The 12,849-nt window shown below is 67.5% G+C and carries 12 protein-coding genes; 3 read left to right on the top strand and 9 right to left on the bottom strand.

What is annotated here, in order from left to right; genetic code table 11:
* Positions 1-5 precede the first annotated feature (5 nt).
* On the top strand, positions 6-491 hold the full coding sequence (locus G6N25_RS08055; protein WP_083075509.1) for a flavin reductase family protein: 486 nt from the start codon (positions 6-8) through the stop codon (positions 489-491).
* A gap of 67 nt (positions 492-558) precedes the next feature.
* Here G6N25_RS08055 and G6N25_RS08050 read toward each other — a convergent pair whose 3' ends face one another.
* The 5 genes from G6N25_RS08050 to G6N25_RS08030 form a co-directional block, all read right to left on the bottom strand.
* Complete coding sequence (locus G6N25_RS08050; RefSeq protein WP_083075511.1) at positions 559-1,305, bottom strand: succinate dehydrogenase/fumarate reductase iron-sulfur subunit; 747 nt, start codon at positions 1,303-1,305, stop codon at positions 559-561.
* Positions 1,305-3,233: a fumarate reductase/succinate dehydrogenase flavoprotein subunit gene (locus G6N25_RS08045; RefSeq protein ID WP_083075512.1), complete on the bottom strand. Its 1,929-nt coding sequence runs from the start codon at positions 3,231-3,233 to the stop codon at positions 1,305-1,307. The genes G6N25_RS08050 and G6N25_RS08045 overlap by 1 nt, the downstream gene beginning before the upstream one ends.
* Positions 3,234-3,285: 52 nt before the next feature.
* A complete protein-coding gene (locus tag G6N25_RS08040) occupies positions 3,286-4,116 on the bottom strand; it encodes a hypothetical protein (protein WP_083075514.1) in 831 nt (276 codons plus the stop codon).
* 81 nt (positions 4,117-4,197) lie between these two features.
* On the bottom strand, positions 4,198-4,494 hold the full coding sequence (locus tag G6N25_RS08035; protein WP_083075538.1) for a hypothetical protein: 297 nt from the start codon (positions 4,492-4,494) through the stop codon (positions 4,198-4,200).
* A gap of 412 nt (positions 4,495-4,906) precedes the next feature.
* Complete coding sequence (locus G6N25_RS08030; RefSeq protein ID WP_083075540.1) at positions 4,907-5,347, bottom strand: Hsp20/alpha crystallin family protein; 441 nt, start codon at positions 5,345-5,347, stop codon at positions 4,907-4,909.
* A 235-nt stretch (positions 5,348-5,582) separates the two neighbouring features.
* Between G6N25_RS08030 and nirB the strand changes: the two genes are divergently transcribed.
* Together nirB and nirD are read left to right on the top strand one after the other, a co-directional pair.
* Entirely contained in the window at positions 5,583-8,186 is a 2,604-nt protein-coding gene (gene nirB / locus G6N25_RS08025) for a nitrite reductase large subunit NirB (RefSeq protein ID WP_083075516.1), read from the top strand.
* A complete protein-coding gene (gene nirD / locus G6N25_RS08020) occupies positions 8,183-8,539 on the top strand; it encodes a nitrite reductase small subunit NirD (RefSeq protein WP_083075517.1) in 357 nt (118 codons plus the stop codon). Before nirB ends, nirD begins: the two co-directional genes overlap by 4 nt.
* 2 nt (positions 8,540-8,541) lie before the next feature.
* Here the strand turns inward: nirD and G6N25_RS08015 are convergent, their stop codons facing one another.
* The 4 genes from G6N25_RS08015 to G6N25_RS08000 form a co-directional block, all read right to left on the bottom strand.
* A complete protein-coding gene (locus G6N25_RS08015) occupies positions 8,542-8,994 on the bottom strand; it encodes a TetR/AcrR family transcriptional regulator (RefSeq protein ID WP_083075519.1) in 453 nt (150 codons plus the stop codon).
* Between the two features lie 24 nt (positions 8,995-9,018).
* Positions 9,019-9,771 carry a sirohydrochlorin chelatase gene (locus G6N25_RS08010; protein WP_083075520.1) on the bottom strand — a complete coding sequence of 251 codons (753 nt, stop codon included), beginning with the start codon at positions 9,769-9,771 and terminating at the stop codon, positions 9,019-9,021.
* On the bottom strand, positions 9,762-10,913 hold the full coding sequence (locus G6N25_RS08005) for a uroporphyrinogen-III synthase (RefSeq protein WP_083075522.1): 1,152 nt from the start codon (positions 10,911-10,913) through the stop codon (positions 9,762-9,764). The genes G6N25_RS08010 and G6N25_RS08005 overlap by 10 nt, the downstream gene beginning before the upstream one ends.
* 77 nt (positions 10,914-10,990) lie before the next feature.
* The gene (locus G6N25_RS08000) at positions 10,991-12,385 is read right to left on the bottom strand and encodes a nitrate/nitrite transporter (RefSeq protein WP_083075523.1); all 1,395 of its coding nucleotides are present in this window, start codon (positions 12,383-12,385) and stop codon (positions 10,991-10,993) included.
* Positions 12,386-12,849: the final 464 nt, after the last annotated feature.

Here is a 12,849-nt window from a genome sequence, read left to right as displayed (position 1 = left end):
GTCCGGTGAACTCGACGAACAAGCTGACACCGTCCACCCTTCGTGAGGCCTTCGGACACTTTCCGTCCGGCGTGGTGGCCATCGCCGCCGAAGTCGAAGGCGTCCGGCAAGGCTTGGCCGCCAGCACCTTTGTGCCCGTCTCGCTCGACCCGCCGCTGGTGTCGTTCTGCGTGCAGAACACCTCGACGACATGGCCCAAGCTCAAGGGCTTGCCGAGGCTGGGCATCAGCGTGCTCGGCGAGGCCCACGACGAGGCCGCGCGCGCGTTGGCCGCCAAGACCGGCGACCGGTTCGCCGGCCTGCAGACGGTGTCGCGCACCAGCGGCGCGGTCTTCATCAAGGGCACCGGCCTGTGGCTGGAGAGCGCGATCGAGCAACTGATCCCGGCCGGCGATCACACCATCGTGGTTCTGCGGGTCAGCGAGGTGACGGTGGACGCCGAGGTGGCGCCGATTGTGTTCCACCGCAGCACGTTCCGCAGTCTGCTTTGACCGCGAGACTGTAACTACTGACGCATTTCGCGAGACGCGGCGTCGGTAGTTACAGCCTCGCGGGAGACTAACGCCGGAACAGCTTGTTGCCCAGCCAGACGATCGGGTCGTATTTGCGGTCGGCGACCCGCTCTTTCATCGGGATCAGCGCGTTGTCGGTGATCTTGATGTTTTCCGGGCACACCTCGGTGCAGCACTTGGTGATGTTGCAGTAGCCCAGGCCGTGCTCTTCCTGGGCTTGGTTGCGCCGGTCGAGCGTGTCCAGCGGATGCATTTCGAGTTCGGCGATGCGCATCAGGAAGCGCGGGCCGGCGAACGCCTTCTTGTTCTCCTCGTGGTCGCGGACCACGTGGCAGACGTTCTGACACAGGAAGCATTCGATGCACTTGCGGAACTCCTGCGAGCGCTGGACGTCGACCTGCGCCATCCGGTACTCGCCGGGCTGCAGCTCCTTGGGCGGCGCGAAAGACGGGATCTCGCGGGCCTTCTCGTAGTTGAACGAGACGTCGGTGACCAGGTCGCGAATCACCGGGAAGGTCCGCAGCGGCGTCACGCTCACGACCTCGTCCTCGGCGAACGTGGACATCCGGGTCATGCACATCAGCCGCGGCTTGCCGTTGATCTCCGCCGAACACGATCCGCACTTGCCCGCCTTGCAGTTCCACCGCACCGCGAGGTCGGGCGTCTGGGTCTGCTGCAGCCGATGGATGATGTCGAGCACCACCTCGCCCTCGTTGACCTCAACCGTGAAATCCTCGAGCGCGCCGCCGGCCTCGTCGCCGCGCCACACCCGCATGGTGGCGTTGTAGGTCATCAGCCCTCCGTCCTGGGGGTCCGTCCTGGGTGGTCGGCCAGCTCGTCATCGGTGTAGTACTTCTCCAGCTCGGAGATCTCGAAGAGCTCCAGCAGATCGGGCCGCATCGGCACCTGGTCCTCCCGCGTGACGGTGACGTCCGGGATCACCTCGTCGCCGCCGGACGCGCGGCAGACCAGCAACACCTTGCGCCAGTTCGCGTCCATCGACGGGTGATCGTCGCGGGTGTGGCCGCCGCGGCTCTCGGTGCGGGTCAGCGCGGCCTTGGCGACGCATTCGCTGACCAGCAGCATGTTGCGCAGGTCGATGGCCAGGTTCCAGCCGGGGTTGTACTGCCGATGCCCCTCGACCTGGATGTTCTTGAACCGCTCACGGAGTTGGTCGAGCCGGCCGAGGGCCTCGGAGACCTCGTCGGCCTTGCGGATGATGCCCACCAGGTCGTTCATCGACTGCTGCAGCTCCAGGTGCAGGGTGTAGGGATTCTCGGCCGCGACGCCGTCGGTCGGTCCCTCGAAGGGGGCCACCGCCCGCTTCGCCGCGGTGTCGACGGCGTCGTCGGCGACCGACGGGCGGCTGCTCAGCGCGCGCACGTAGTCGGCGGCCCCCAGGCCGGCGCGCCGGCCGAACACCAGCAGGTCCGACAGCGAGTTGCCGCCCAGCCGGTTGGAGCCGTGCATGCCGCCGGAACATTCGCCGGCGGCGAAGAGCCCGGGGACCGTGGCCGCGCCCGTGTCGGCGTCGACCTCGATGCCGCCCATGACGTAGTGGCAGGTGGGCCCGACTTCCATCGGCTCCTTGGTGATGTCGACCCCGGCCAGCTCCTTGAACTGGTGGTACATCGACGGCAGGCGCCGCTTGATCTCCTCGGGCGTCAGCCGGGACGCGATGTCGAGGTAGACGCCGCCGTGCGGGCTGCCGCGGCCCGCCTTGACCTCCGAGTTGATCGCGCGCGCGACCTCGTCGCGGGGCAGCAGGTCCGGGGTGCGACGCGCCGAGTCGTTGTCCTTGAGCCACTGGTCGGCCTCTTGCTCGGACTCGGCGTACTGGCCCTTGAACACCGGCGGGATGTAGTCGAACATGAACCGCTTGCCGTCGGAATTCTTCAGCACCCCGCCGTCACCGCGAACGCCCTCGGTGACCAGGATCCCCTTCACGCTCGGCGGCCACACCATGCCCGTCGGGTGGAACTGGACGAACTCCATGTTGATCAGCGACGCGCCCGCCCGCAGCGCCAGCGCGTGGCCGTCGCCGGTGTACTCCCAGGAATTCGAGGTCACCTTGAACGACTTGCCGATCCCGCCGGTAGCCAACACCACGGCGGGGGCCTCGAACAGGACGAACCGGCCGCTTTCGCGCCAGTAGCCGAACGCCCCGGCGATCGCGTCACCGTCCTTGAGCAGCTCGGTGATCGTGCACTCGGCGAACACCTTGATCCGCGCCTCGTAGTCACCGAGTTCGGCGTGGTCCTCCTGCTGCAGCGAGACGATCTTCTGCTGCAGCGTGCGGATCAGCTCCAGGCCCGTGCGGTCGCCGACGTGGGCCAGCCGCGGATAGGTGTGCCCGCCGAAGTTGCGCTGGCTGATCTTGCCGTCCTTGGTGCGGTCGAACAGCGCGCCGTAGGTCTCCAGCTCCCAGACCCGGTCCGGTGCCTCCTTGGCGTGCAGTTCGGCCATCCGCCAGTTGTTGAGGAACTTCCCACCGCGCATCGTGTCGCCGTAGTGGGTCTTCCAGTTGTCCTTCGGGTTGGCGTTACCCATGGCCGCCGCGGCGCCGCCCTCGGCCATCACCGTGTGCGCCTTGCCGAACAGGGATTTGCACACCACCGCGACCTTGAGGCCGCGCTCGCGCGCCTCGATGACCGCGCGCAACCCCGCGCCGCCGGCACCGATCACGACGACGTCGTAGGAGTGCCGCTCGACCTCAACCATGAAACCTCGCTCAGTTCTGCCTGATAATTCCTGTTAGCCCCGAAATTGCTTTTCAGCCAACAAATCTGAGATCCGCGATGGTGCCGCTGGCCACCAGCACGACGTAAAAGTCGGTGAGCGCCAGCGTCCCCAACGTGGTCCACGCGAATTGCATATGCCGCGTGTTCAGCTTGCTGACCTGTGTCCAGATCCAGTACCGCACGGGGTGTTTGGAGAAGTGCTTAAGGCGACCGCCGGTGACGTGCCGGCAGGAATGGCACGAGACGGTGTAGGCCCACAACAGGAGGACGTTGCCCACCAAAACGAGGTTGCCCAGACCAAAACCGAAACCGCCGGGACCCGAGTCCGAGTGGAACGCCATTATCGCGTCGTAGGTATTGATCAGCGAGACCACAAGCGCGACATAGAAGAAGTACCTATGGGCGTTCTGCAGGATCAGCGGGAAACGGGTCTCGCCGGTGTAGTGGACGCGCGGTTCGGGGACCGCGCAGGCCGTCGGCGACTGCCACACCGACCGGTAGTAGGCCTTGCGGTAGTAGTAGCAGGTAAGCCGGAACAAGAGCAGGAACGGTAATGCCAACATGCCCAATGGAATCCACCACGGGAAATGTCCAAGCCACACCCCGAAGTGGCTGGAGCCCGGCGCGCACGAGGCGCTGACGCACGGCGAGTAGAACGGCGTCAGGTAGTGGTATTTATCGACCCAATAGTTGTTGCCCAGAAAAATCCGCGTCGTCGCGTAGACGATGAACGCCAACAGCCCGATGTTGGTCAGCAGCGGCGCCTGCCACCACCGGTCGGTGCGCAGGGTGCGCTCGGGTATTTGGGCGCGGCCAGGTGAGAAAACGCCGGACGCAGGACGGTTCGCCGTGGGTGCGCTCATCTAATGTGTTCCTCTTCGAACGGGCTGTCTGGACGAAGGGTACACAGAGAGAAGCCTCCCTTTTTCGGGGGGCTTGAGTTGTTACGACCTGTTGTGACCCCCGACACCTTCGTCGTCGACATCGCGCCAGAAATCGGCGTCATAGGGGGTGTCGGGAATGACGATCTTCTCGCCGGACTGCTGCACGGTTGCGCGGGCCAGATCCAATTCGGAGACGTCGGTATCGAGCAATTCGACGTCGGACAGGATCCGATCGGCGTCGATGACGATGCGCCGCATCGCCGGGCTGTCGCCGTAGCGCGCCTTCATGGAGCTCACGCACCGCCGCAGGCCGCCGATGAGGTCGTGCAGTTCGGCGAGTTCAGTCGTGCTCGACAACGGATCTCCTCGGATCTCCCCGCGCTGGACGGTGTTACGGATCACAGTACGTTCTCGATAGTATCCACGGCTCGGCCCTAATGTCAGACAGATCACTTCGGGGGACTTCGGGGGACCGGGGAGCGCACGCCATGACAAGTCGAGAACTCGCGGAGCGCGCCAGGGCGCCGGCGCCGGATTCGCGGCGCTGACCTTCGGCAGCCAACGCGTCTTTTTAAGGCCGGGGCTGCCGCGTTGAGTGTGAATTCAGGGCTTTCAGTGTGAAGCTAGGGTGTCGATTCGGCGGCGGACTTTTCCGCCCACGCTTCACACTGAAAGCCGAGGGTTCACACGCGAAGCCCACGCTTCACACGCGAAGCAAAGCCGGCGAGGCCGCCCGGAGTCGGTGCGGCCCCGCCGGATTGCTCGGGGCTTACTTCGTGATCGCGATGCGCTGCGCCTGAGTCCCGGAGTAGGCCCCGGTGACCCGCACCGTCAACACGCCGGCGTCGTAGGAGGCCGCGATGGCCTCGCCGGTGACGTGCGCGGGCAGCTGGAACGTCCGGCGGAACGATCCGTAGCGGATCTCGCGCAAGGTGCGGCCGTCTTCCTCGCCCGCGCGCTCGTCGCGGTGTTCGCCGTGGATGACCAGGCGGCCCTTGTCGACCTCGACATTGACGTCCTTCTCCACGTCGACACCCGGCAGTTCCAGGCGGACCACCGCGTCGTCGCCGTCCTTGACGATCTCGGCGGCCGGCCTAAATCCGCTGATCACCGGCTTGAACCAGTCCGCCGTCGCGGCGGGCCCGAAAAAGTCGCGCACCCACCGGTCGGTGTCCCCGGCCGGTCGCGACCACAATGTGAGGCTGCTCATGGGTTTCTCCTTCTGCATCCTTATGCTTTCATGTGAGTTAGCTGTGACCGGCGCCTTGCCGGGCGGCTATTTCTAGAAACATGAGTCGACCCCGCTTAAGTTCCACGTGGGCGTTCGCCCGGAGCGAACGTCTTCGCCACACCTTCACACAGGCACCTGTGAGGTGTGAGGCCGCTGTCATGTGGGCGTCACATTTCGCGATTTTTCCTTAATTTGGCGCCCCTACCCTCATGGCATGGCCCCATCCGAAAGTGCGCGCGTGCACTGTGCCGCGCGTCACGTCGTCGTCATCGGGCATGGCATGGTGGGCCACCGGCTGGTGGAGGCGCTCCGCGCCCGCGACACCGAGGGGTCTTGGCGCGTCACGGTTTTCGCCGAGGAGTCCGACGCCGCCTACGACCGCGTCGGCCTGACCTCCTACACCGAAAGCTGGGACCGCGCGCTGCTGGCCCTGCCCGGCAACGGCTACGCCGGTGACGAGCGGGTTCGGTTGCTGCTGAATGCGCGGGTCACCGAAATCGACCGTGCCACAAAGTCCGTGGTGACCGCCGACGGCCAACGGCACGGCTACGACGCCCTGGTCCTGGCCACCGGCTCCTATGCCTTCGTTCCGCCGGTGCCCGGCCACGACCTGCCCCAGTGCCACGTGTACCGCACGCTCGACGACCTCGACGCCATCCGCGCCGACGCCCAGCGCGCCCTGAAAGCCGGTCACGCCACCGAAGGGGTGGTCATCGGCGGCGGCCTGTTGGGGCTCGAGGCCGCGAATGCGCTGCGCCAGTTCGGCTTGCGCACGCACGTCGTCGAGATGATGCCCCGATTGATGGCCCAGCAGATCGACGAGGCCGGCGGCGCGCTGCTGGCCAGGATGATCGGCGACCTGGGTATCGCGGTGCACGTCGGGACGGCCACCGAATCGATCGAATCCGTTGCGCGACCGGACGGCTCGACGTCGGTGCGGGTGCGAGTGCGTGACGGCGCGAACGAGAAAGCCATCGACGCCGGCGTGGTGATCTTCGCCGCCGGCATCCGGCCCCGCGACGAGCTGGCGGCGGCCGCCGGGCTGACGCTCGCCGAGCGGGGCGGCGTGCTGACCGACTTATCTTGCCGGACAAGCGATCCCGATATCTATGCGGTCGGCGAGGTCGCCGCGATCGAGGGGCGGTGCTACGGCCTGGTCGCTCCGGGCTACACGTCCGCCGAGGTGGTGGCGGACCGGCTGCTGGGCGGCGCCGCGGAATTCCCTGAAGCGGACCTGTCGACGAAGCTGAAACTGCTGGGGGTCGACGTCGCCAGCTTCGGCGACGCGATGGGCGCGACCGAGAACTGCCTCGAGGTCGCCGTCAACGACGCGGTGAACCGGACCTACGCCAAACTGGTGCTGTCCGACGACGCCAAGACCCTCCTCGGCGGGGTGCTGGTCGGCGACGCCTCCTCGTACGGGGTGTTGCGGCCCATGGTCGGCAGCGAGCTGCCGGGGGATCCGCTCGCGCTGATCGCGCCCGCCCAATCCGACGGCGCCCCGGCTTTGGGCGTTGGGGCGCTGCCGGATTCGGCGCAGATCTGCTCCTGCAACAACGTCACCAAGGGCGATCTGAAGTGCGCGATCGCCGGCGGCTGCGCCGACGTCCCCGCGCTCAAGTCGTGCACGGCGGCCGGCACCTCGTGCGGGTCGTGCGTGCCGTTGCTCAAGCAGCTGCTGGAAGCCGAGGGCGTGGAACAGTCCAAGGCGCTGTGCGAGCACTTCGGCCAGTCGCGGGCGGAGCTTTTCGAGATCATTTCCGCCACCGAGATCCGCACCTTCTCGGGCCTGCTGGAGCGCTTCGGCCGCGGAAAGGGTTGCGACATCTGCAAACCCGTCGTCGCGTCCATTCTGGCGTCCATCGGCTCCGGTCACATCCTCGACGGCGAACAGGCCTCCCTGCAGGATTCCAACGACCACTTCCTGGCCAACATCCAAAAGAACGGCAGCTACTCGGTGGTCCCGCGGGTCCCCGGCGGGGACATCAAGCCGGAGCACCTGATCCTGATCGGCCAGATCGCCCAGGAATTCGGGCTTTACACCAAGATCACCGGCGGCCAGCGGATCGACATGTTCGGCGCCCGGGTGGACCAGTTGCCCCAGATCTGGAAGCGGCTGGTCGACGGCGGCATGGAATCGGGCCACGCCTACGGCAAGGCGCTGCGCACCGTGAAGAGCTGCGTCGGCAGCGACTGGTGCCGCTACGGCCAACAGGATTCGGTGCAGCTGGCCATCGACCTGGAACTGCGGTATCGCGGCCTGCGCGCCCCGCACAAGATCAAGCTCGGGGTGTCGGGTTGCGCGCGGGAGTGCGCCGAGGCGCGCGGCAAGGACGTGGGCGTCATCGCCACCGAAAAGGGCTGGAACCTCTACGTCGGCGGCAACGGCGGCATGACGCCCAAGCACGCGCAGCTGCTGGCCGGCGACCTGGACACCGAGACGCTGGTCCGCTACATCGACCGGTTCCTGATGTACTACATCCGCACGGCCGACCGGCTGCAACGCACCGCGCCGTGGGTCGAGGCGCTGGACGGCGGCCTCGATCACGTGCGCGAGGTCGTGTGTGACGACTCGCTCGGTCTGGCCCAGGAGTTCGAGGCCGCGATCGAGCGGCACGTCCAGAACTACACGTGCGAATGGAAGGGCGTGCTGGAGGATCCCGACAAGCTGTCGCGGTTCGTGTCCTTCGTCAACGCCCCCGACGCCGTCGACTCGACGGTGACGTTCACCGAGCGCTCCGGGCGCAAAGTGCCTGTGCCCATTGGTATGCCGCGGGTCCGCTCATCAATCTCCACAGGAGACCAGGAGGAACGATGACACTTCTCAACGACATTCAGGTGTGGACGACCGCCTGCGCCTACGACCGCCTCACTCCGGGTCGTGGCGTCGGGGTGCTCCTCGATGACGGCACGCAGGCGGCGCTGTTCCGGTTGGACGACGGGTCCGTGCACGCGGTCGGCAACGTCGATCCCTTTTCGGGGGCGGCGGTGCTCTCGCGCGGGATCGTCGGAGACCGCGGCGGCCGCGCCACGGTCCAATCTCCGCTTCTGAAACAGGCTTTCGCGCTCGAAGACGGTTCCTGCCTGGACGACCCACGCGTTTCGGTGCCGGTGTACCAGGTGCGTGTCACACCCCGCGGCGAAATCCAGATCGGGCGGATCGCCGCGTAACCTCAGCGCGTGATATCGCCGACCAGGTAGCGCTGCATCGTCGGCCCGATCGCGTCGACGAGCGTATCGACCGGCATCGAGTGCAGCGGCTCGGAGCGTATTCCGTAACGCATGATGCCGAGGCCCACCAGCTGAGAGGCGCACAACGACGCCCGCACGGCGACCTTGTCGGCCCCCAGGATTTTCAGCAACGGACCGAAAACCGGGCCGATGAACATGGCCTCCACGATTTCGGCGGTCTTGGCCATCCCCGTCGACGCGATCGCGCTGGCCGCGAAGGGGCCGCCGCCGGCCGCGTCCCACGTGGTGATCAGCATGTGCAACGTCCGCCGGCCCACCTGGTTCACCCCGCCGGTGACGATTCGATCGATGAACTCCGCTGTGCCGAAGGGCAACCGCAGCATCTTCGCGACCGGATCAAGGAGCCCGCGCGAGGGCTCTTCCCGACGAGGCATGGTGTCAGGATCGTCCGCGCGCGATCAAAGATCAAGCGCGCAGGGCGCCCGCCGCGGGCCCGGTCGGCGCGACGCGTGCCGCGTTGCCACGGGCGCGAGCCCGGGCGCGGCGCGGCGGAACCGGCTGGCAATCAGCCGGGCCAGCCCGGGATGGGTACCGAGCGGCCGGGTGACCAGGTCGGCGCCGCAGGCGCGCAGTCGTTCCTGAAACAGGCCGTCGGCCAGCAGGTACGAGGCGACCACGACGCGGCGTGCGCCGTCGCGGCGGGCGGCGGCCACCGCGTCGTCCACATGCGGATCGCCGGTGGCCGCGAACCCCAGCCGCACCCGCGAACCGGCCAGCGCGGACAGCGTCGTCGCGGCGACGTGCAGGTCCGCGCGCGCCCTGACATCGGACGTGCCCGCCGCCGCCAGAACCACCGAATCAGCCGGGCGCCAACCGGTTTTCGCCAGCTGGTCGGCGGCTATCCGGGCGATTTCACCGCCGGGCCCCAGGGCCGGGGTGACGATGACATCCGGGTGTCCGCTGGCCGCGACATGGGCGGGCAGATCCGTGCGCACGTGGTATCCGCGCGACAGGAACGCCGGCACCACGACGGCGGGCCGGCCGCCGGCCGCGGCCCGCGACAGCACCTCGGTGGGGGTGGGGCCCAGCACGTCGACGAACGCGACCTGCACCCGGCGGTCGAGAAGCGCGCCCACCCGCGCCGCGAGGTCCCCGATCATCTCGACGCCGCCGGGCCTGCGGGTGCCATGCGCGGCCAGGATCAGGTCCATGGGCCACCCTGCGGGTCGTCGATGACGAGCCGGTAACCGCGCTTCACCACGGTCGCGACGATGTTCTTGTCGCCCAAGGCCGTTCGCAGCCGAAGCACGGCCGTGTCGACCGCGTGCGGGTCGTTGCTGTTGCCGGGCAGCGCCCGTAACAGGTCGGTACGCGCGACGACGTCGCCCGGTCGCTGCGCCAGCGCCCGCAGCATCGACATCCCGGATGGCGACAGCAGCTTGATGGAACCGTCGACCAGCACGCAGGTCCCGCGGATGTCGACGGTGTGGCCGGCGGCCCGCACCGTGCACGACCCCAGCAGAGGCAGCTCCTCGGCGATGTGCCGGGCCAAGGCCCCCAACCGCATTCGTTCCGGCGACGACGTGGGGACGCCCTTTCGGATCAGCGGCTTTGACGTCACCGGGCCGACGCACATCGCGTGCACATCGGTGCGCAGGGCCTCCAGCACCTGGTCCTCGATGCCCAGCTCGCGACTGCGTTCCAGCACCGCCGCCGCGGCGGGCGCCGACGTGAAGGTGACCGCATCGAATTGTCGCCGCGCGATCCCGGTCACCAGCTGGTCGAAGTCGCCACCCAATGGCGTTGGCTTCCACCGGTACACCCGCAGGGGCATCACTTCGGCGCCCGCGAAGCGCAGGCCGCCGAGAAATTCCGGGAACGGGTCCCACGCGTCGGCGGCGCCGTGCAGCTGGACGGCGACGCGCATCCCGGAGATGCCCGACGCGAGGAGATATTCGAGCACCTCCTGTGAGGATTCGGACTCAGGAGACCACTCCTCGTGCAGGCCGGCGGCGCGCACCGCGCCGGTCCCCTTCGGTCCGCGCGACACGATCCGGGCCTTCGACAGCGACGCGATGAGCTGGTTGGCCAGCCCCCATCCCTCGGCCGCCGCCAGCCAGCCGCGGAAGCCGATGCCGGTGTGCACGACCAGGATGTCGGGCGGCTCGGCGATCAAATCCTCTGTGTTGCTGTGTAATTCGTCATCGTCGGGCAGCGCGATCATGTTGATCGCGGGCGCGCTGCAGACCTCGGCGCCCTGCCGGCTCAGCAGCGCGCACAACTCCTCGGCGCGGCGGGCCGACGTGACCGCCACCCGGTAGCCGGCGAGTGGCGCGGATCTGGGCTGAGCCATATGACCTGTGTATGCCTAGGACGTTTCCGGTGCGTTACCACGCAATTGCTGACGCATTGCCCCTGTTGCGAGCGCCATCACACTCTGACGGGCGCGGCTTCGGGGACGGCTCCGGGCGTGCTCGGCCCCGGGGCGGGCCGGCGAACGTAGAGCGTCCAGGTCAGGATCGCGGCGACGAAGTAGGAGCCCAGGAACGTCCAGTACGCCGACGTCTCGGTGCCGCTGCTGAGGTAGGACTGGCGCAGCGCCATGTTGATTCCCACACCGCCGAGCGCGCCGACCGCCGAGCAGATGCCGATCAGCGACCCCGCCTTCGCGCGGGCCCAATGGCGGCGTTCGGCTTCGCTGACATCCAGTGAGCGGCTGCGCGCCTCGTAGATCGACGGGATCAGTTTGAACACCGAACCATTGCCCATCCCGGACAGGATGAACAGGAGGATGAAGCCGAGGGCGTAGCCGATCAGGGCGGCGCCGCCCCCGCCATTGCGGTCGTCGAAGGTGCTGATCGCGACCAGCAACCCGGCGCCCAGCACCATGCCGCCCAGGACGCCCAGGGTGACGCGGCTTCCGCCGAGCCGATCTGCCAGCCGGCCGCCGTAGATTCGCGCCAGCGACCCCAATAACGGTCCCACGAAGGCGATCTGCGCCGCGTGCAGCGCCGCGTGCTTGGCGGTCTCCCCGTTGGCCAGGAAGTTGACCTGCATCACCTGGCCGAAGGCGAACGAGAACCCGATCCAGGAGCCGAAGGTGCAGATGTAGAGCAGCGAGATCACATGGGTGTCGCGCTCGAACAGGATCGAGCGCATGGTGTTGACCTCGGTGCCGTGGTGCAGGTTGTCCATGAACAGCGCCGCGGTGATCCCGACGATCGCCAGCAAGACCAGATAGACCGCGCACACCCAGTACGGCGCCTCGTGCCCCGCGGTGGCAAGCACCAGCAGGCCGACCAGCTGGATGACCGCGACCCCCAGGTTGCCGACGCCGGCGTTGATCGCCAGCGCCGCGCCCTTGAGCCGCTGCGGGTAGAAGGCGTTGACGTTGGCCAGCGAGGCCGCGTAGTTGCCGCCGCCCAGCCCGGTCAGCGCCGCGCACACCAGATAAGGCCACAGCGGCAGGCCGGGGTTGGCCAGCAGCACGATGGTGCCGAGCGTCGGGATCAACAGGACAAACGCGGAGAAAGCCGTCCAGTTACGGCCGCCGAAGGCGGCGATGCCCAACGTGTACGGGATGCGCGCGCAGCCGCCGACCAGGGTGGCGACCGCGCCGAGCAGCAGCTTGTCGCCGGTCGAGAAGCCATAGACGGATGCGGGCATGAACAGCGCCATCACGGGCCACAGGGTCCAGATCGAAAAGGCGACGTGGTCGGCCGCCACCGTGCACAGCAGGTTGCGGCGCGCGATGTTCCTGTTGCCGGCTTCCCAGGCCGCCGTGTCTTCCGGATTCCAGTCCGCGATGCGGTGGTTGCGGCCCATGCGGTCTGCGCCTTTCGTCAAGGGGGGTTGTTTCTCGGGGGCGACGCCGCATTGCGCTGCCGTGTGAGGCGAAATCGATTGGGCACGTTGAAATGACGGGATGGCACCAACCGCACGTACGCTGAAAGCGCCCCCCGGCGAGGCGCGCATACACTTTCCTCTCGTCAGACCCTTCCACTAACCGGCGCAGCTGGCGGCCGCCTATGGCATGTGGGAGTCCCGAACGAAGAGGCATGCCCTGCCGTATATTTCGATGCTCACATTAAGACCGGAAGTCCGTCAACTCGATTCCGCCGATATCGCCTGTAAGTTGAATCCCAGTTGTCTGGTAAGTCCCTGAGGACAAGGCGGGCGGCCTTCGAGCACCGGGTTAATGCGCCCCGTGCCAAGTGATTTCACGCGGTCACGGAATTCGGTGTGAGCTGGAATACATTCCGCGCTATGCGGCTTCGTTACCGAATCGG

This window comes from Mycobacterium heidelbergense, from assembly GCF_010730745.1.
In the GTDB taxonomy this organism is placed as follows: domain Bacteria; phylum Actinomycetota; class Actinomycetes; order Mycobacteriales; family Mycobacteriaceae; genus Mycobacterium; species Mycobacterium heidelbergense.
The sequence above is the reverse complement of the archived record's forward strand: the minus strand, read 5'-3'. Positions and strand labels throughout refer to the sequence as shown.